Source organism: Curtobacterium flaccumfaciens (genome assembly GCF_051548005.1).
Lineage (GTDB): Bacteria > Actinomycetota > Actinomycetes > Actinomycetales > Microbacteriaceae > Curtobacterium.
In genome coordinates, this window is record NZ_JBPUGH010000065.1 from 1 (window position 1) to 18,016 (window position 18,016).

General features: G+C 71.3%; 19 protein-coding genes and 1 tRNA gene. 11 read left to right on the plus strand and 9 right to left on the minus strand.

All coding sequences use genetic code 11. From position 1 onward, the window contains the following. The coding region (locus tag ACSW7Y_RS09360; RefSeq protein ID WP_438126027.1) for an NAD(P)H-hydrate epimerase at positions 1-338 on the minus strand (338 nt) is incomplete at its 3' end. Positions 339-372: 34 nt separating this feature from the next. Between ACSW7Y_RS09360 and ACSW7Y_RS09365 the strand changes: the two genes are divergently transcribed. Together ACSW7Y_RS09365 and ACSW7Y_RS09370 are read left to right on the plus strand one after the other, a co-directional pair. Further along, a complete protein-coding gene (locus tag ACSW7Y_RS09365) occupies positions 373-1,164 on the plus strand; it encodes an alpha/beta fold hydrolase (RefSeq protein ID WP_438126028.1) in 792 nt (263 codons plus the stop codon). Positions 1,165-1,311: 147 nt separating this feature from the next. Beyond that, positions 1,312-2,343, plus strand: a complete 1,032-nt coding sequence (locus ACSW7Y_RS09370; RefSeq protein ID WP_438126029.1) for an aldo/keto reductase — start codon at positions 1,312-1,314, stop codon at positions 2,341-2,343. 202 nt (positions 2,344-2,545) lie between these two features. On the opposite strand, the gene ACSW7Y_RS09375 is transcribed toward ACSW7Y_RS09370, so the two are convergent. Then, a tRNA-Thr gene (locus tag ACSW7Y_RS09375) sits at positions 2,546-2,618 on the minus strand. Positions 2,619-2,651: 33 nt separating this feature from the next. Then, a complete protein-coding gene (gene msrB / locus ACSW7Y_RS09380; protein WP_438126030.1) occupies positions 2,652-3,053 on the minus strand; it encodes a peptide-methionine (R)-S-oxide reductase MsrB in 402 nt (133 codons plus the stop codon). A gap of 57 nt (positions 3,054-3,110) precedes the next feature. Here msrB and ACSW7Y_RS09385 point away from each other — a divergent pair, with 57 nt between their 5' ends. From ACSW7Y_RS09385 to ACSW7Y_RS09415, 7 genes are all read left to right on the plus strand, one after another. Next, positions 3,111-3,578 (plus strand): GNAT family N-acetyltransferase, encoded by a 468-nt coding sequence (locus tag ACSW7Y_RS09385; RefSeq protein ID WP_438126031.1) that lies wholly within the window; start codon positions 3,111-3,113, stop codon positions 3,576-3,578. Continuing rightward, positions 3,575-4,645 carry a DUF2332 family protein gene (locus tag ACSW7Y_RS09390; RefSeq protein ID WP_438126032.1) on the plus strand — a complete coding sequence of 357 codons (1,071 nt, stop codon included), beginning with the start codon at positions 3,575-3,577 and terminating at the stop codon, positions 4,643-4,645. Before ACSW7Y_RS09385 ends, ACSW7Y_RS09390 begins: the two co-directional genes overlap by 4 nt. 215 nt (positions 4,646-4,860) lie before the next feature. Continuing rightward, on the plus strand, positions 4,861-5,160 hold the full coding sequence (locus ACSW7Y_RS09395) for a DUF3263 domain-containing protein (RefSeq protein ID WP_438126033.1): 300 nt from the start codon (positions 4,861-4,863) through the stop codon (positions 5,158-5,160). Next, entirely contained in the window at positions 5,157-5,753 is a 597-nt protein-coding gene (locus tag ACSW7Y_RS09400) for a LytR C-terminal domain-containing protein (RefSeq protein ID WP_438126034.1), read from the plus strand. The genes ACSW7Y_RS09395 and ACSW7Y_RS09400 overlap by 4 nt, the downstream gene beginning before the upstream one ends. A 189-nt stretch (positions 5,754-5,942) precedes the next feature. Further along, the gene (locus ACSW7Y_RS09405) at positions 5,943-6,146 is read left to right on the plus strand and encodes a cold-shock protein (RefSeq protein ID WP_058726184.1); all 204 of its coding nucleotides are present in this window, start codon (positions 5,943-5,945) and stop codon (positions 6,144-6,146) included. A 283-nt stretch (positions 6,147-6,429) separates the two neighbouring features. Beyond that, positions 6,430-8,049, plus strand: coding sequence for a chaperonin GroEL (gene groL / locus ACSW7Y_RS09410; protein ID WP_438126035.1), 1,620 nt, complete (start codon positions 6,430-6,432; stop codon positions 8,047-8,049). A gap of 272 nt (positions 8,050-8,321) precedes the next feature. Beyond that, on the plus strand, positions 8,322-9,224 hold the full coding sequence (locus tag ACSW7Y_RS09415) for a hypothetical protein (RefSeq protein ID WP_438126036.1): 903 nt from the start codon (positions 8,322-8,324) through the stop codon (positions 9,222-9,224). Between the two features lie 152 nt (positions 9,225-9,376). Here ACSW7Y_RS09415 and ACSW7Y_RS09420 read toward each other — a convergent pair whose 3' ends face one another. The 5 genes from ACSW7Y_RS09420 to ACSW7Y_RS09440 all read right to left on the minus strand — a co-directional run bounded on the left by ACSW7Y_RS09420 (position 9,377) and on the right by ACSW7Y_RS09440 (position 15,805). Next, positions 9,377-11,077: a sensor histidine kinase gene (locus ACSW7Y_RS09420; protein ID WP_438126037.1), complete on the minus strand. Its 1,701-nt coding sequence runs from the start codon at positions 11,075-11,077 to the stop codon at positions 9,377-9,379. 63 nt (positions 11,078-11,140) lie between these two features. After that, on the minus strand, positions 11,141-11,836 hold the full coding sequence (locus ACSW7Y_RS09425; RefSeq protein WP_022903465.1) for a response regulator transcription factor: 696 nt from the start codon (positions 11,834-11,836) through the stop codon (positions 11,141-11,143). A 135-nt stretch (positions 11,837-11,971) separates the two neighbouring features. Next, positions 11,972-13,666 (minus strand): DNA repair helicase XPB, encoded by a 1,695-nt coding sequence (locus ACSW7Y_RS09430; RefSeq protein WP_438126038.1) that lies wholly within the window; start codon positions 13,664-13,666, stop codon positions 11,972-11,974. 47 nt (positions 13,667-13,713) lie between these two features. Then, positions 13,714-15,474 carry a helicase-associated domain-containing protein gene (locus tag ACSW7Y_RS09435; protein ID WP_438126039.1) on the minus strand — a complete coding sequence of 587 codons (1,761 nt, stop codon included), beginning with the start codon at positions 15,472-15,474 and terminating at the stop codon, positions 13,714-13,716. A gap of 31 nt (positions 15,475-15,505) precedes the next feature. Next, entirely contained in the window at positions 15,506-15,805 is a 300-nt protein-coding gene (locus ACSW7Y_RS09440; protein ID WP_438126040.1) for a hypothetical protein, read from the minus strand. A 55-nt stretch (positions 15,806-15,860) separates the two neighbouring features. On the opposite strand from ACSW7Y_RS09440, the gene ACSW7Y_RS09445 reads away from it, so the two are divergent. Together ACSW7Y_RS09445 and ACSW7Y_RS09450 are read left to right on the plus strand one after the other, a co-directional pair. Further along, entirely contained in the window at positions 15,861-16,238 is a 378-nt protein-coding gene (locus ACSW7Y_RS09445; RefSeq protein ID WP_438126041.1) for a cold-shock protein, read from the plus strand. Then, the gene (locus tag ACSW7Y_RS09450; protein WP_438126042.1) at positions 16,238-16,948 is read left to right on the plus strand and encodes a DUF3027 domain-containing protein; all 711 of its coding nucleotides are present in this window, start codon (positions 16,238-16,240) and stop codon (positions 16,946-16,948) included. The genes ACSW7Y_RS09445 and ACSW7Y_RS09450 overlap by 1 nt, the downstream gene beginning before the upstream one ends. A 90-nt stretch (positions 16,949-17,038) precedes the next feature. On the opposite strand, the gene serC is transcribed toward ACSW7Y_RS09450, so the two are convergent. Continuing rightward, the coding region (gene serC / locus ACSW7Y_RS09455) for a phosphoserine transaminase (RefSeq protein WP_438126043.1) at positions 17,039-18,016 on the minus strand (978 nt) is incomplete at its 5' end.

Here is an 18,016-nt window from a genome sequence, read left to right on the forward strand (position 1 = left end):
GCCCCGGGGTCGGTCGGGCCGTCCAGGAGGAGCGCCCCGGCGTCCAGCGCCGCTGCCAGGCCCGCCCCGTGGACGCGCGAGCCGACGCGCAGCACCGCCACGTGCCTCCCGGCCGATGCCAGCCGCGCACCCGCGTACAGGGCGTCACCGCCGTTGTCGCCGCTGCCCACCAGCAGCAGGACCGTCCCCGGCCCCTCGCCCGGCCGCACGGCCGGGTCGTCGAGGAGGTCCGCGACGACCCGGGCGAGCCCGTCGGCCGCCCGCTGCATCAGGGGTTCACCCGCGTCGAGGTGCGGCCGCTCCGCCGCCCGGATCTGGTCCGCTCCGTACCCGTCCATGGCGACCACAGTGCCCCGCTAGCCTGGGGTCGCCATGTCACTCGTCCCCGAAGCGCCCCGACCACGTGCCGTGATGTCCCCGGACGGCCTCCCGATCGCGACCTACGACTTCGGCGACCCGGACGCACCGGTCGTCGTCGCGGTGCACGGCTTCGCCTCCGGTGCCCTCCTCAACTGGCACGCCTCCGGGTGGACGCGTGACCTGCTCCGCGCCGGGTACCGGGTCGTCGCGCTCGACCAGCGCGGGCACGGTGCCTCCGCGAAGCCGCACGACCCCTCCGCGTACTCGATGGAGCTCCTCGTCGCCGACGTCGTCAGCGTGATCGACACCTACCTGCTCGACGACGTCGCCTACCTCGGGTACTCGCTCGGTGCCCGCGTCGGTTGGCACGCCGCGGAGCAGCTGCCCGACCGGGTGTCGCGGGCCGTCCTCGGCGGCATCCCGGACGCCGACCCGATGCGTCGCGTCGCTGTGGACCAGGCGAAGGCGTACCTCGCGGACGGCACGCCGATCGAGGACCGGGTGACGAACGGCTACCTCACGATGGCGGGGAACGTCGAGGGCAACGACCTCCGGGCCCTCGTCGCGATGGTCGAGGGGATGCGGGACAGCATCGAGCCCACGCCCGAGAACGCGCCGGCGCAGCCGCTGCTCATGGCTGCGGGGAGCGAGGACGGCATCAAGGACAGCGCGGTGCGGCTCGCCGCTGCGGCACCGGACGCGGGGTTCTTCGAGATCCCGGGGCGGAACCACTTCAACGCCCCCACTTCCCGCGACTTCCGCCAGGCGGCGATCGCGTTCCTAGAGGGCGCAACCACGCGGTGACACGGTTCGGCGCGCCGACGTCCCGTGGCTTCCGCCAGGCGGCGATCGCGTTCCTGCAGGGTTGAGCGCTCGTGCCCTGTCCGGCGCGCGCTGACAGGTACTCGCAGGTCCTCGCTGCAGGAGGGGCCCCGGCGTACCGTCCCGGCCATGGACTACAGACTCCTCGGCAACAGCGGGACATCGGTGTCGACGCTGACCCTCGGCACCATGACGTTCGGCAGCGAAGCCGACGAACCCACCTCCCACCAGATGCTCGACACGTTCGTCGCGGCCGGCGGCACGCTCGTCGACACCGCCGACGTGTACTCCGGCAACGAGTCCGAGCGCATCATCGGTCGCTGGCTGAAAGCGCACCCGACCGAGGCGCAGCAGGTCGTGCTCGCCACCAAGGGCCGCTTCCCGCAGGGTGACGGCCCGAACGACGTCGGTCTCTCCCGGCGCCACCTGTCCCGCGCCCTCGACGCCTCGCTCGAGCGCCTCGGCGTCGAGACCATCGACCTGTACCAGATGCACGCGTGGGACGCCCTCACCCCGATCGAGGAGACCCTGCGCTTCCTCGACGACGCCGTCTCCGCCGGCAAGATCGGCTCCTACGGGTTCTCGAACTACCTCGGCTACCAGATCACCAAGGCCGTCTACGAGGCGAAGGGCCACGGCTGGGCGCCGCCGGTCACGCTCCAGCCGCAGTACAACCTCCTCGTGCGCGACATCGAGCACGAGGTCGTCCCGGCCTGCCTCGACGCCGGCATCGGCCTGCTGCCCTGGTCGCCCCTCGCCGGCGGCTGGCTCTCCGGCAAGTACCAGCGCGACGAGGCCCCCACCGGCGCCACGCGTCTCGGCGAGAACCCGCAGCGCGGCATGGAGGCGTGGGAGGCCCGCAACGGCGACGAGCGCACCTGGGCCGTCCTCGACGCCGTGTCCGCGGTCGCCGACGCGCACGGTGCATCGAAGTCCCAGGTCGCCCTCGCCTGGCTCCTCGCCCAGCCCGCCGTCACGAGCGTCATCCTCGGCGCCCGCACCGTGTCGCAGCTCGAGGACAACCTCGGTGCGGCGGACCTCGTACTGGACGAGTCCGAGCTCCGGTCGCTCACCGAGGCGAGCGCTCCCCGGATCGACGACTACCCGTACGGAACCGCAGGTGTGGCGCAGCGGAACCGCAACATCACGGGAGGACGCTGACCGCCCGCTGCGACGTCCATGCGGAAAGCCGCGTAATCGGCATCGACGTGTGGACTTCGGTTTCGGTGCGGTGTCATCCTCTTCCCACGACCGGCTGGTTACCGCGTCGAGCGATGAGGAACACCCCCTGATCCGTGTTCCACGTACGCCGGAGGCCCGGGCGATCAAGTCGCCCGGGCCTCCGTCTTCCCCTGGGGATCCGGGCCGGCAGCGGGACTCGAACCCGCAACCCCCGTATTACAAGTACGGTGCGCTACCAATTGCGCCATGCCGGCTGACGCGCCCACTCTACCGGGGCGCGTCCGGTGTCACTCGGTCGCCGAGAAGTTCAGCGAGATCGAGTTCATGCAGTAGCGGTCGCCCGTCGGGGTCCCGAAGCCGTCCGGGAAGACGTGTCCCAGGTGGCCCCCGCAGTTCGCGCATCGGACCTCGGTGCGCTGCATCCCGAGGGAGTTGTCCTCGATCAGCTGCACGGCGTCCGGACGGACCGACTCGTAGAACGACGGCCAGCCGCAGCCGGAGTCGAACTTCGTCCCGCTCTTGAACAGCTCCGCGCCGCACGCCGCACACGTGTAGACGCCGGCACGCTCCTCGTCGAGGAGTTCACCCGTCCACGGACGCTCGGTACCGGCCTGACGCAGGACGGCGTACTGGTCCGGGGAGAGCTCCTCGCGCCACTGGGCGTCGGACTTGTCGACGTTGTATGCCATTGCTTCCTCCTGCTCCTCGGCCGCTGCTGGACGGCCACCTTCAGTAAACTCGCGCCGATGTCCGAGCATTCCGTGCACCGCGCCCGCTGGGGCCGTCTGACGACTGACGAACTGTACGGCATCGTGGTGCTCCGGAACCGCGTCTTCGCCCTCGAGCAGCGGGTCACCGCCGAGGACTTCGACGGCCGTGACCGGCACGCCGACACCGAGCACTGGTGGTTCGGAACGGACACCGAAGCGGTCGGGTACCTGCGCCTCGTCCGTCCCGCGCCGGACGAGGACCACCCGGCCGGAGCGGCCGCGCCGGAGTGGGTGATCGGCCGGGTCGCGACCGACCCCCGGCACCGCGGGCAGGGCATCGCGGGGCGGTTGGTCGCGGCGGTCCTCGCGGAGCACGGGCACGAGCCCTTCGTCCTGCACGCGCAGGAGTACGTCGCCGGCCTCTACGAGCAGCACGGCTTCGTCCGGTTCGGTGCGCCCTACGTCGAGGCCGGCATCCCGCACGTCGGGATGCACCGCCCGTGACCACGCGCGACCGCTACCGCGCGTACGCCGACCGCATCGAACCGGTCTCCCCGTCCTACGCAGCGTGGGCACGGTCGCTCGACGACGACCTCGTCGCGCTCCTCGACTCGCTCCCCGAGCAGCGCCGGCAGCCGGAGCTGGTCTTCGCGGTGGCCCGGCGGCTGGGTGCGCACCCGACGGATCCGGACGCGCTCCGCGCACTCGGCCGGGAGGCACGACTCGCCCTGGTCACGCAGCTCCCGTCCGCCACGGTGCAGGCCAACGACCCGCGGCGGCTCGCCCCGGTCGTCCCGCTGTTCGCGGCGCTCGCCGCGCGGTCGTCGCAGCCGCTCGGCCTCGTCGACGCGGGCGCCGCGGCGGGACTCTGCTCGATCCCGGACCGCGTGACACTCGACTACACGGGGGCGGACGTCGGTGGCCGCCTGCGCGCCCCCGGATGGACATCGCGCCCCGGTGCGACGGGGCGCGTCGTCCGGGAGGGGGCGCGAACCGCGCGCGTCCGGATGCACACCGCGGTCGCTGAGCCCGCGCTCCACCTCGTCGCGGAGGCCAGCGGTGTCGTCCCGGCACCGGCGTCGGTGCCCGTGCGCATCGGAGCGCGCGTCGCCCTCGACCCGAACCCGATCGACCTGACCGAGCCGGGCGCGTTCGACCGGCTCGTCGAGGCCGTCCCGCCCGAGGCGACGGACCGGACCGCGCTGATGCGCGATGCGGCGTCCGCGGCGCGCGCCGTGCCTCCCGTCCGACTGCGGGGGACCCTGCCCGGCGACCTCGACCGCGCACTCGACCACCTGCCGGACGACTGCGAGCCGGTCGTCCTCACGACGGGGACCCTCGTGTACGTGCCGGGGACCGATCGGCAACGCGTGGTCGACCGTCTCGCGGAACGGGGCGTGCACTGGGTCGCCCTCGAGCGGACCGGCATCCTCGCAGGGGTGGCGGCGACCCTGCCCGCCGACGTCGACCCGGACGACCCCGATGCGTTCGCGACCGTCTCGCTCGACGGGGTCGCGGTCGCGGTGTGCGACCCGTTCGGCACGCGGGTGCGGTGGCTGCGGGACCTGTGACCGTGCGCTCCGGGACCCGTGTGGCCCCGTGACCCGCGACGCGTGGCTCCGGGACCCGTGACCCGTGGCTCCGGGACCTGAGACCGGGACCTGTGACCTGCGGCGCCGGGACCTGTGACCGGCTTCGCGACAGTCCAGCGCCGTGCCAGGGTCCGGCGACGCGGCGCCCCTACGATGTGCGAGACCGTGCCCAACCGCCTCGTGATCGGACCGTCGTGACCACCACCCCCGCAGACGCGCTCAGCGAGCTCGACCTGCACGTGCTCGCGTTCGAGCACGACCGGGCACGGCACGACCGCACGAAGGAGGCGGAGATCCGCGTCGAGTTCGACATGTCGCCGGCTCGGTACTACCAGGTGCTCGACCGCGTGATCGACTCCCCGGCGGCGCTCGCGTACGACCCGCAGCTCGTCACCCGGCTGCAACGACTCCGGCGCGCTCGCGTCACGGCGCGGGCGGGGCGCAGCTTCGCGCTCCCCGGGGCCGCACCAGAACCCCGTGAAGAGGACCGATGACCGAGAGATTCCCCCGAGACCGGTTCGACGACGTCACCGACGGACCGCGCGTCGGTGCACACCGCGGCCCCCAGCGTCGGGGCCGCGGCTGGATCGTGTTCGCGTGGGCTGCCCTCGCGACGGGCGTCCTCGTCGGTCTCGGCGTCCTCGGGCTCGGGCTGGCGACCACCGGACTCTCGGACGGCAACGACTCCGGCGGGAGCGCGTCGTCCCCGACCCCGTCGGCCTCGGCGACCGCGAAGCCGTCTCCGTCCTCGTCTCCGTCCGCGTCGTCGGGCTCCGGAGCGGGTGCATCCGCCGCGACCCCGGCGCAGCAGGGCACCACGAGCGTCGTCGTGCTGAACGGCACCACGACCACCGGGCTCGCCGGCCGGGCCAGCACCGCGCTGACCGGTGCCGGGTGGAAGATCGCCTCGACGGGCGACGCAGGCACCACCGGGACCACGCAGACGATCGTGTACTACCGCTCGGCGGAGTCGGCGGCGGTCGCGCGGGGCATCGCACAGTCCCTCGGGACCACCGCCGTGCAGCAGTCCACGGCGTTCCCGAACGCCGACGTCAGCGTCGTCCTCGGGTCCGACTACACCGGTTGACGCGCATTCCACCCGCATTCCGCACGCATTCGTGACGAACGTGTTTCCGGCGCGTTGCGATTGCACGGAATGGACGTGAATCGACGTCACACCTCTTGTCGGATCGGCATCCGTGCGCAAGAGTCACTGCGAGGAGTCGCACCGACGACGCCGTCGATCGCAGCAGCACCACCGCAGGGAGCAACAATCATGGCCAACGGAACGGTCAAGTGGTTCAACGCCGAGAAGGGCTTCGGCTTCATCACCGTCGATGGAGGTGGCCAGGACGTGTTCGTGCACTACTCGGCCATCGACATGTCGGGCTACAAGGTCCTCGAGGAGGGGCAGGCGGTCACGTTCGACGTCGGCACCGGCGCGAAGGGCCCGCAGGCGGAGGCGGTCCGGCCCGCCTGAGCCACCGAACCACTCCGGAACGCGTCGTCCCCCTCCGGGGCGGCGCGTTCGTCGTGTCCGCCGCGTGTGCGGCGCGTTCGTCGTGCCCGCCGCGTGTGCGGTCGGTGTGGGAGGGTGCGCGGGCGCGTGCGCTGGTGGCGGAACCCGACCTGGGAAGTCGACCCGTGCCTCCCGGCTGTGTTGCACTCGCACCCGTCGAGTGCCAGAATCGGCGTTGGCACTCGCTCACGCTGAGTGCCAGCACGACCCCCATGACGACGTCCGGGAGGGACGAGAAACTCACATGGCTAAGATCATTGCTTTCGACGAGGAGGCCCGTCGTGGCCTCGAGCGCGGCCTGAACACCCTGGCCGACGCCGTGAAGGTGACGCTCGGCCCGCGCGGCCGCAACGTCGTCCTCGAGAAGAAGTGGGGCGCCCCCACGATCACGAACGACGGTGTCTCCATCGCCAAGGAGATCGAGCTCGACGACCCGTACGAGAAGATCGGCGCCGAGCTCGTCAAGGAGGTCGCGAAGAAGACCGACGACGTCGCCGGTGACGGTACGACCACCGCGACCGTGCTCGCCCAGGCGCTCGTCCGCGAGGGCCTCCGCAACGTCGCAGCCGGCGCCGACCCCGTGTCGCTCAAGCGCGGCATCGAGAAGGCCGTCGCCGCCGTCTCCGACCAGCTCCTCGCCAACGCGAAGGACATCGAGACCAAGGACCAGATCGCCGCGACCGCGTCGATCTCGGCCGCCGACACCACCATCGGTGAGCTCATCGCCGAGGCGATCGACAAGGTCGGCAAGGAAGGCGTCGTCACCGTCGAGGAGTCGAACACCTTCGGCACCGAGCTCGAGCTCACCGAGGGCATGCGCTTCGACAAGGGCTACCTGTCGCAGTACTTCGTGACGGACCCGGAGCGCCAGGAAGCCGTCTTCGAGGACCCGTACATCCTCATCGTCAACTCGAAGATCTCCAACATCAAGGACCTGCTCCCGGTCGTCGACAAGGTGATCCAGGCGGGCAAGCAGCTCCTCATCATCGCCGAGGACGTCGACGGCGAAGCCCTCGCGACCCTCGTCGTGAACAAGATCCGTGGCATCTTCAAGTCCGTCGCCGTCAAGGCCCCGGGCTTCGGCGACCGCCGCAAGGCCATGCTGCAGGACATCGCGATCCTCACCGGTGGCCAGGTCATCTCGGAAGAGGTGGGCCTCAAGCTCGAGAACGCGACGCTCGACCTGCTGGGCAAGGCCCGCAAGGTGATCATCACCAAGGACGAGACCACGATCATCGAGGGTGCCGGCGACGACGAGCAGATCGCGGGCCGCGTCCGTCAGATCCGCTCCGAGATCGAGGCGACCGACTCCGACTACGACCGCGAGAAGCTCCAGGAGCGCCTCGCGAAGCTCGCCGGTGGCGTGGCCGTCATCAAGGCGGGTGCCGCGACCGAGGTCGAGCTCAAGGAGCGCAAGCACCGCATCGAGGACGCCGTCCGCAACGCGAAGGCCGCCGTCGAAGAGGGCATCGTCGCCGGTGGTGGCGTCGCGCTCATCCAGGCGTCCGTCGCGCTCGACTCGCTCGACCTGCAGGGCGACGAGGCGACCGGTGCGAACATCGTCCGCGTGGCCATCGACGCGCCGCTCAAGCAGATCGCGCTGAACGCCGGTCTCGAGCCGGGCGTCGTCGCCGCGAAGGTCCGCGAGCTCGAGTCGGGTCACGGCCTCAACGCCGCGACCGGCGAGTACGTCGACCTCGTCGCCGCGGGCATCATCGACCCGGCCAAGGTCACGCGCTCGGCGCTGCAGAACGCCGCGTCGATCGCCGGTCTGTTCCTCACGACCGAGGCCGTCGTCGCCGACAAGCCCGAGAAGGCTCCGGCCATGCCGGCCGGCGACCCCACGGGTGGCATGGACTTCTAGTCCCGGTAGCCGGAAGGGCCCTCGCACGCTGCGCGTGCGGGGGCCCTTCCGCGTGTGGGGTGCGGGTGGGTGCCTCGGCCCGCCGAGGTTCCGAAAAAGCGGCATTCAGCGCCAGGAGCAGCTCCTCCGTGGAACCTCGGTGCGGTACCGGCGGCGAGTCGTGGAACCTGGAGCGGCTGTGCGCCGTCGGACAGGAGGCGCGGCTCGCCCTGGTTCTCCACAGATGCGAGGGCAGGCGCACACGCGGGCGCGCGGTTCGCGACGCTTTCGGCATGCGGAGCGACGACCGTGCCCAGGAGAAGCCATCGAAGCGTGCCTTCCGAGTGCGCGATGCGCTGGCCGAGGGCATCCCACGGTCGAGGCTCACCCGTCGAGACCTCACAGCGCCCGTACACGGCGTCCGGGCACGGGCAGGCATCCCGGTCACGACCGTGGAGGCCATCGCACTCGTGCTCCGCGACGACCAGTTCATCAGCCATGTCGACGCGGCGCGTATCTGGGGCGCTCCGGTGCCCAGCCGCTTCGACGGCGACCCCGTCCACGTCAGCTCGATCGGGACGGCTCCGATCATGCGGCGTCCGCAGGTGACGCCTCACCGCACGCGCGTCGATGGTCTCCAACCGGCGATCGCCCGGGGGCTCCGGGTGAGTCCTCCGGCCCGCTGCTGGTTCGAATGTGCCAGTCTGTGCACGCTCGTGGAGCTGGTGGTTCTCGGAGACTACTTCGTCGGCGCGGCGGAACTCGCGAGCATCGACGACCTGGCCGCGGCGATCATCCCGGGCGGTCGGGCGGCGGGGCGCGCACGAGCAGCGCTGGCCCTGGTCCGCGGCGGAGTCGAATCTCCGATGGAAACCAAGTTCCGCCTTGCCGTCATCGATGCCGGCTTCCCTGAACCGGACGTGAACGTGGAGGTCTTCGATGACCGCGGAGCGTTCCTGGGCAGGGTCGATCTCGCGTGGCCGTCACTTCGGATCGGCCTCGAGTACGACGGGGACCACCATCGTGAACGTTCGACGTTCCAGCACGACCAGCGACGATCGAACGGTTTCGTCGTGAACGACTGGATCCTCGTGCACGCCACCTCTGCGGACGCGACTCGACCTGCCGTCCTCTTCGAACGTCTTCGACAAGCCTTCGTGCAACGACGACTCGAATCGGGGCGACCCTCCGCCTGAGCTGCGAGGGGGGACGCGCTGAAATTCCGCGGCTCGCCGCGCGTCCCGTGCCGAGGTTCCAGGGCAGGGCGTGTCGCGTCCGCAAGATGCCGGAATTTCGGAACCTCGGCGCGGCCGAGGGCTCGGCGCAAGAGGCGCACCCGCGCCGCGGGTCAGGCGGCGGGAGCGGCCTCGGGGGCCGGGGGCGTCCAGTCGCGCGGCAGCAGGGGGAGCCACACGCGGAAGGTCGCGCCGCCGCCCTCGGTGTCGAACACCTCGACCGACCCGTGGTGCGCCTGCACGATCCCGGACACGATCGCGAGCCCCAGCCCGGAGCCGCCGGTGTCGCGAGCGCGGGAGGTGTCCGCACGCCAGAAGCGCTGGAAGATCTTGTCGCGGAGCTGCGGCGGGATGCCCTCGCCGTGGTCGATGACGTCGATGTTCGCCATCCCGCGCTCCTCGTCGACGCCGATGCCGATCTCGATGGGGTCGTCCGACGGCGTGAACCGCATCGCGTTGCCCATCAGGTTCGTCACGACCTGCCGGATCTTGTTCTCCTCGGCGAGGACGATCGGCGGGCGCTTCGGCAGCACGACCGTGGGCAGCGGGGTCGTCTCGTCGGTCGGGGCGGCGTCGAGGCTCATCGCGCGGTTGCGTCGTGCTCGGAGACGGGCGATCGTCTGGCGCGAGAACGCGATCGGCCCGGTCGTGTTGGCGGAAGCCGAGTTCGGGGAGGCGGGGACCTCGCCCGTCTCGGACATCGCCGGACGGACGGCCTGCGGGACGCTCTCGCCGGTGACACTGTCCTCGACGAGCACCTGGATCTCGCGGTCAGGGTTCGACGCCATGGTGTCGAGCGCCGAGTCGCGGGCGATCGACACGAGGTCGACGGGGCCGAGCTCGAGCGGCTTCGACTCGTCGATGCGGGCCAGCTGGAGCAGGTCCTGCACGAGCAGACCCATGCGCTGGGCCTCTTTCTCGATGCGCTCCATGGCCTGCGCGACGTCTTCTTCCTTGCGGAGGGCGCCCATGCGGTAGAGCTCGGCGTACCCACGGAGCGAGACGAGCGGCGTCCGGAGTTCGTGGGAGGCGTCACCGACGAACCGGCGCATCTGGTCGATGGTGCGCTCGCGGTCCTCGAAGGCGGTGTCGATGCGCTCGAGCATGACGTTGAGGGAACGGTTGAGGCGCCCGACCTCGGTGTTCGGGGTGTCTGCCTCGAGTCGCTGGTTGAAGTCCCCGGCGGCGAAGCGCGCAGCGGTGTCCTCGACGTCGCGCAAGGGGTCGAAGGTCGCTGTGACGAGGAGCCGCGTGAGCATCGCGCCGAGCAGGATCACCGCGATGCCGAAGAACAGGAAGATGACGGTGAACCGGAGGATCGTCTGGTCCGCGGTGGCGCTCGACACCGCGACGAGCACGTAGCCCGTGTTCGTCACGCCGTCGGACCGGTTCTGCAGGGAGGCGGGGATGACCTGGGCGCGCCACTCGTGGTCGTGCTGGGCGTCGTACAGGGTGACGCGGTCCGAGCTCTGTGCAGCACGGGCGAGCTCGGTGCCGGTGATCGCCGGACGGCTCGAGGACTTCGTCTGGCAGATGCGGTGTCCGGAGTCGTCGTAGGCCGCGACGTACACGCTCGCCGACAGCACCACGGAGACGTTGCAGTACTGCTCGCCGTCGCTGATGTTCTGGCCCTCGAGCTGCTCGGTCGTCTGCTTGACGCTGTTGTCGAGCTGCAGCATGAGGTACGTCGACAGCACCGTCATCGTGCCGAGCCCGGCGACGAGGAGACCGAGCGCGACCAGGAGCACCGTGATCCCGGTGATCTTGGTGCGCAGGGAGATCCCGTCCCACCAGCGGCTCATTCGCGTGTGCATGCTGCCCCAACGATAGACAGCGACCGCCCGGTGAAACCGGACGGCCGCCGTGAAGAACTGCGCCTAGGAGGCCTTGGCGGCCTTGAGCATGTAGCCGAAGCCGCGCTTGGTCTGGATGACCGGCTCGGCCGAGTACTGGTCGAGCTTGCGGCGGAGGTACGAGATGTAGGACTCGACGATGCCCGCGTCGCCGTTGAAGTCGTACTCCCACACGTGGTCGAGGATCTGGGCCTTCGAGAGCACCCGGTTCGGGTTGAGCATGAGGTAGCGGAGCAGCTTGAACTCGGTGGGGGAGAGCTCGATCTGCGCGTCGCCGATGGTGACCTCGTGGGTGTCCTGGTCCATCGTGAGCTCGCCGGCGCGGATGATGGCGTCCTCTTCGTCGTTCATCGTGCGACGGAGGATGGCCTTGATGCGGGCGACGATCTCGTCGAGCGAGAACGGCTTGGTCACGTAGTCGTCGCCGCCGACCGTGAGGCCGGTGATCTTGTCCTCGGTGTCGTCCTTCGCGGTGAGGAACAGGATCGGCGACGTGTAGCCCGAGGAGCGCAGGCGCTTGGTGACGCCGAAGCCGTTCATGTCGGGGAGCATGACGTCGAGGATGATGAGGTCGGGCTCTTCCTCGAGCACGGCGGAGATGGCCTGCGCGCCGTTGCCCACGGCACGCACGGCGAAACCGGCGAAGCGCAGGGAGGTCGTCAGCAGGTCGCGGATGTTCGGCTCGTCGTCGACGATCAGGATCTTGGGGCCATCGCTCATGGCCCCATCATCTGACCGTTCCTTGTGGCTTTCCTGAGAGCGGTGCGTGCGTGAGCACGGGACGGCCTGGAGGCGCGGTGCGGGCTGGCACCGCGCCTCCAGGCCGCCCTCCGGTCACCCCCTGGAATCGGGCCGCTACGCGGCAGCCGCCACCTGGTCGGCGTCGAGGATCGTGTACGAGTACCCCTGCTCGGCGAGGAACCGCTGCCGGTTCTGCGCGAAGTCCTGGTCGACGGTGTCCCTCGTGACGAGCGTGTAGAACGACGCCGGCAGGCCGTCCTTGTTCGGGCGGAGGAGTCGGCCGAGTCGCTGCGCTTCTTCCTGCCGGGAGCCGAAGGACCCCGACACCTGGATCGCCACGGTCGCGTCGGGGAGGTCGACCGAGAAGTTCGCGACCTTCGACACCACCAGCACGTCGATCGCGCCCGTCCGGAAGGCCTGGAACAGGCGCTCGCGTTCGTCGACCGGGGTCGCGCCGGTGATCTCGGCGGCGTCCAGGGACTCGGCGAGTGCGTCGAGCTGGTCGATGTACTGCCCGATGACCAGGATCTGCTCGCCCCGGTGCTTCTCGATGAGCTCCCGGACGACCGGGGTCTTCGCCGGCGTCGTCGCGGCGAGGCGGTAGCGCTCGTCGTCGCCGGACGCCGCGTACTCCAGCCGGTCGCCGTGCGGCAGGTCGATGCGGACCTCGTAGCATGACGCCGGCGAGATGTAGCCCTGCGCCTCGATCTCCTTCCACGGGGCGTCGTAGCGCTTCGGCCCGATGAGCGAGAAGACGTCGCCTTCGCGCCCGTCCTCGCGCACGAGGGTCGCGGTGAGGCCGAGACGCCGGCGGGCCTGCAGGTCGGCGGTGAGCTTGAACACCGGTGCGGGCAGCAGGTGGACCTCGTCGTAGACGATGAGCCCCCAGTCGAGCGCGTCGAGGAGCGACAGGTGCGTGTACTCGCCCTTCCGCCGGGCGGTGAGGATCTGGTACGTCGCGATCGTGACCGGGCGGATCTCCTTCACCGAGCCGGAGTACTCGCCGATCTCGTCCGCGGTGAGGCTCGTCCGGCGCAGCAGTTCGTCGCGCCACTGCCGTGCGGACACGGTGTTCGTCACGAGGATGAGCGTGGTCGCCTTCACGGTCGCCATCGCTCCGGCGCCGACGAGCGTCTTGCCGGCACCACACGGGAGCACGACGACGCCGGAGCCCTGCGCGAAGAAGGTGTCGACGGCCTGTTCCTGGTACGGCCGGAGGTGCCAGTCGGCGGTCGCGAGGTCGATCGCGTGCGGCTGGCCCGGCGTGTAGCCCGCGAGGTCCTCCGCCGGCCAGCCGAGCTTCACGAGCTCCTGCTTGACCTGGCCGCGGGCCCACGGCTCGAGCTCGATCTCCCCCGGGGAGCGCTGGTCGCCCAGGAGCGGCTTGATGCGCTTCGAGCGGGTGACCTCGGCGAGGATCGTCGGATCGGTCGCGGTGAGGAGCAGCACGGGCTGGCGCTCGAGCTCCTCGCCGGGGGAGTTCGCGATCGTGGGAGCGTCCGGCCGTTCCTCGCGCCGGATGACGAGCCGGCCGTAGCGGGACACCGTGTCGCGGATGTCGACCGTGACGCTCTGCGGCACCGGGAACTTCGCGAACCGCTCGAGCGTGTCGATCATCGCCTCGGCGTCGTGCCCGGCGGCACGTGCGTTCCAGAGACCGAGCCGCGTGATGCGGTACGTGTGCACGTGCTCGGGCGCGCGCTCGAGCTCCGCGAACACGGCGAGTTCGTGGCGGGCGTCCTCGGCGTCGGCGTGTGCCACCTCGAGCAGCACCGTGCGGTCGCTCTGCACGATCAGCGGTCCGTTCATGACGGATCAGCCTAGGCGCTCCGCCTGCGCGCGGACCGGGGTGTGGATCAGGCGTCGCTCTCCACAGCCACCACGAGGGAGAGTGGCAGGGTGCGCTCGACGTCGACCGCCGTGTCCTTGCCCCGGACGCGTCCGGCAGCGACCGAGGTCGGCACGATCGAGAAGGGTCGCTCGGAGCCGTCCGGCATGCGCACCGTGAGCCGGATCGGTGTGCGTCCGCGCACGGCGAGGTCGATCTGCCGCCCGAGCCACTCCTGCTCCGGCTCGCCCTCGGCGCGCTCGGTGGTGAGACGGAGGCGCTCCACGAGCGCGCGGGCTGCCTCCCGCGGGTCGCGTCCCGCTGCGCGGCGGACGGGAGGCGCGGCCTCCACGGTCGCCTGGGCTGCGGTCGTCAGCACGGCCGGGTAGCGAGCGTCGCGGAGCGCGGTGTGCACGACCTGCGCCGGGTACCGGGTGGTGAGCGTGGTGAGGTCCGGCCGCTCCCACGACACCTGCCGGAGTTCGGCGTCCACACCGATCAGGTCGAGCTGGTCGGCCGTCCCGCGGACGACCGAACCGACACCGCCGGGCCCGAGGTCGACGACGATGCTGCCGTCGCGCTCGGCGACCTGGTAGACGAGGTACGCCAGCGGCTGGGGGACCCCGGACACCGACAGGCGTTCGAACCGCCCGAGCACGGCGTCGCGGTCGAGACCGGCCCGGAAGGCCCGCGCGAGCGACTCCTCGGACACCCGGTACCGCGCCGCGAGACCCGGCGCCTCGAGCGTCGCGACGGCACGGAGTTCGGCGTCGTCCGCCGGGGCGAGGGGCCCCGGAGCGATGACGGTGAGGTCGTGCTGCAGGTACACGCCGGGCACCGTGTCCGGCAGGTCGGCGGCGGCGCGATCGGCTGCGTCCGCGGCCCCGGCGAGCAGGGCGGCACCCGTGGTCGTGAGGGCGCCGTCGACCACGAGGCCGAGCGCGCTCCCCGTGCCCGCGACCGTCAGGAGTTCGGCGTCGAGCCACCGTGCACCGGCCGGGTACGCCCAGCGACCCGTCGCGACGAGGTCGTGCCAGTCGGCGCCCGCGAGGTCGAGGACCTCGCGCACGGCGGGGTCGAGCGCGTCCCGCCAGGCGCGTGTGAGGGTCGTCCAGCGCTCCTCCCACGACGCGAGGAGCCACGCGTCACCGGGCTCCGAGACGTCCCACGCACCGCGGTCGAGCGACGCGAGACCGGTCCGGCGCAGGAGGGTGAGTCGGTCCGGCACGACCTCGGGATCGGTGCCCAGGCGCTCGCCGAGGGTCCGCGCGAGCGGGGTGCCGATGCCGCCCTTCACGAGCTCGCGCACCTCGCCGGCCTCGACGGCCCGGAGCAGTTCGGCCAGGACCGTCATGGTGCCGAACGCGTGCTCGGCACCGGTCGCCCGTGCCGCGTCGTCGTCGACGGGAGCGACGGGGCGGACGGGTGCCGGGCCTCCCGGCTGGTCCGTCGTGCCCAGCAGGTCGGGGTGGGCGGCCAGGCGGGCCGTCACCGCGTCGTCGACGCCGCCGTCCGTGTCCGCGAGGCCGAGCGCGACCGCCGGCGCGAGCGCCTCCGGAGCGCCGCCGTCCCGGAGGCCCAGGATCGCCGCGCGGGGCAGGTGCTCGATCGCGGCGTCGACCGCGTCGTCGGTCCGGAGTGCCTCGGCCAGGTCGAAGAAGTCGGCGATGTGCTGCGGCCCGCTCTCGGCGAGCGACGCCGCGGGCAGCCGTCGGGCGACGACGAGCCGCTCGAGGGCGTCGTCGGGCATCGCCCGGAGCCGGGCGGCGAGGTCGGCGGTGGTCGTCATCGTCCGTCCGCTCGGAACCGGGTCCGGGTCCTCAGCGAGACGTCCGGTTCTCGCGGGCCCGTCGCGTCCAGACGACGCCGAGGAGCGCGAACAGGAGCACCATGCCGATCGGGAGCCCGATGAGGGGGATGGCCATGATGACCGGCCACGGCATCGAACCTCCGGCACTCGGGACGGTGAGCCACATGACGATCACGGCGACGAGGCACAGGAAGGCGGCGATGAAGATCCCTCCGACCATGAACCCGAGGACGCGTTCGGTACGATTGAACGTCACCGAGGGCTCCGCTGCGACGCGGGGAGTCCCGGTGGATCGGGTCGGCTTGGCCATCGGCCCAGGATATCCGACGCACCACGGCCGTTCCACGACCACGAGGAGTCCACGCATGCCCACCGGCAAGGTCAAGTTCTACGACGACCAGAAGGGGTTCGGGTTCATCACCGGCGACGACGGTGACCAGGTGTTCCTGCACGCCTCCTCGCTGCCGGACGGCGTCACCACCGTGAAGGCCGGTTCGCGCCTGGAGTACGGCGTGGTCCAGGGCAAGAAGGGCTCGCAGGCGCTCAGCGTGCGGCTCCTCGACCCGCAGCCGTCACTGTCGAAGATGTCCCGTCGCTCGGCCGACGACATGGCCGTGATCGTCGAGGACCTCGTGAAGGAGCTCGACCGGATCAGCGGGGACCTCCGCCACGGCCGTTACCCGAAGAACGGGGAGCGCCTCGCCGCGATCCTCCGTCACGTCGCCGACCAGTTGGACGCCTGATGCCCACGCACGAGTACGAGCGCCTGGCGCGCACCGCCCTCCTCGAGGTCACGCCGGACTCGACCGTCGGTGCCTTCGTCGACGCCGTGGACGAGGGCGACGACGTCGTCTCGCTCCGGTTCGCCAACCGCATGCCGGGGTACCCCGGTTGGCGCTGGACCGTCTCGGTCGCGAAGATCGGCGACGACGAGCCGACGGTGCTCGAGGTCGAGCTCATGCCCGGAGACGGTTCGCTCGTCGCGCCCGAGTGGGTGCCCTGGTCCGAGCGGCTCGCGGAGTACCGCGCGGCGCAGGAGGGCGAGGACGGCGACGGCGACGGCGACGGCGAGTCGGACGAGGACGAGTCGGACGACGACGAGTCGGACGAGGACGAGGACGACGCGGACGACGAGGACGCCGACTACGACGACCCGGACGACGACGAGGCCGACGACGACGAGTCGGACGACGACGACTTCGACACCGACGAGGACGACCTGAGCGAGTCGGACGACGACGACCTCGACGGCGTGGACGTCGACGAGCTCGACGACGCGGCGGACGCCGACGACGACGAGTCGGACGAGGACGACACGGAGCCGGAGCCCGTCGCGCCGCCGCGCGCACGGCGGCGACGCGCGCAGCGCGTCCGCCCCGTCGACCCGGACGACGACCTCGAGGTCGACCGTCTCGACGCGAGCGAGGTCGACCCGGACCACCACCGGTCCTGAGGAGACGAGCGTCGTCCGCGACGCGACCAGCAACGGACGGGAGGCGCGGTGCCAGCTGGCACCGCGCCTCCCGTCCGTGCAGAACGCCTGTCAGCGCGACAGCTCGCCAACCACGTACTCGATGGCCTTGGTGAGCTGGGCGACGTCGCTCGGCTCGATCGCCGTGAAGGTCGCGATGCGGAGCTGGTTGCGGCCGAGCTTCCGGTACGGCTCGGTGTCGACGATGCCGTTCGCGCGGAGCGTCGCGGCCACGGCCTTGGCGTCGATCGCGTCGTCGAGGTCGATCGTGGCGACGACCTGCGACCGGTGGGAGGGCTCGGCCACGAACGGGGTGGCGAAGTCGACCGACGCCGCCCAGTCGTAGACCGTGCCCGAGGACTGCTTCGTCCGGGCGTCGGCCCACGCGATGCCCCCGGACTCGTTGATCCAGCGGACCTGGTCGTCGAGGAGCAGCAGGGTCGCGAGCGCCGGGGTGTTGAGCGTCTGGTCGAGCCGGGAGTTGTCGACGGCGTTCTTGAGCGACAGGAACTCCGGGATGTACCGGTCGCTCGCCGCGATGCGCTCCACCCGCTCGATCGCGGCGGGGGAGAACAGCGCGAGCCAGAGCCCGCCGTCCGACGCGAAGTTCTTCTGCGGGGCGAAGTAGTAGACGTCGGTCGCGGACACGTCGAACGCAGCGCCACCGGCGGCGCTCGTCGCGTCCACCACGGTGAGGGCACCGGCGTCGCCCTCGGCGCGGACCACCGGCGCCATGACGCCGGTCGAGGTCTCGTTGTGCGGGTAGGCGTAGACGTCCACGCCCTCGACCGGCTCGAGGGCGGCGAGCGAACCACCCGAAGCCTCGATGACGTGCGGCGCCTCGAGCCACGGCGCGGCGACGGCCTTGGCGAACTTCGAGCCGAACTCGCCGAAGGACAGGTTCTCGGCACGGCGCTCGACGAGCCCGAACGCGGCGGCGTCCCAGAACGCGGTCGAGCCGCCGTTGCCGAGGACGACCTCGTAGCCGTCCGGCACCTGGAACAGGTCGGCGATGCCCTGTCGGACGCTGCCGACGAGGTCCTTCACGGG